The following is a 672-nucleotide window of genomic DNA, read 5'->3' on the forward strand; positions in this document are numbered from 1 at the left end:
ACTTGTCGACCTTGATGTCCTCGGGGAGTTGCACGAGTTCATCGACGACGGCGGCCGACCAGCTGTCCTTCTCGAGGAGCTTGGCGCCGTTGCCGGGCAGCTCGCCGCCGATGCCGATGCCCTGGCCGTCCCGGTTGAACACGTAGAGCGTCGTCGGCGGCAGATTCTTGCGGTCGGGGCGGTTGCCCCAGTTGAGCCAGATCACCGGCACCTTGGCGCTGCGCAGCACCGGCAGGAGTGCCTGCAACGGCCCGATCGGCGCCCGCTCGGGCGACAGGTCCGCACCAAGCCAGTCGACCCAGCCGCCGGGGGCGCAGAAATCGTTCTGCATGTCGACGACGATGATCGCCGAGCGCGCCAGGTCGACGGTGATCGCCTGCGGCTCGGCGGCGATGGTCGCCTTTCGCGGCGCCGCCGCTTCCATCGACAGGTCGACGTGGACGGGATCGACCGTCCAGGCATAGGCGCCATCGCCCAGCCGGGCCGCCGCCGGTGCGGCGTCCGCCGCAGGGCTCAGAGTTACTGCTGTCGCACTGGACATGTCGGTCTCCTCTGTTTGGAGCCGACGGCAGCAAGCGGCGTGCCAGCCCCGGCAGCCCCGACGGTCCCGGCTACCCGACCGGCATCCGTCGTCGGGCGTCGAGGCCGCCGGTGTCGTAGTCGTACTGGCAG

Annotated in this window: 1 protein-coding gene; it reads right to left on the reverse strand. The window is 70.1% G+C overall.

All coding sequences use genetic code 11. From position 1 onward, the window contains the following. Nucleotides 1–541 (reverse strand): isochorismatase family protein (locus ACTIF6_RS26830; RefSeq protein ID WP_439590748.1); only part of this gene is annotated, 541 nt, incomplete at its 3' end. Nucleotides 542–672 lie beyond the last annotated feature (131 nt).

Origin of the sequence: Hydrogenophaga sp. (assembly GCF_051860785.1) — a bacterium.
Classification (GTDB): Bacteria; Pseudomonadota; Gammaproteobacteria; order Burkholderiales; family Burkholderiaceae_C; genus Hydrogenophaga.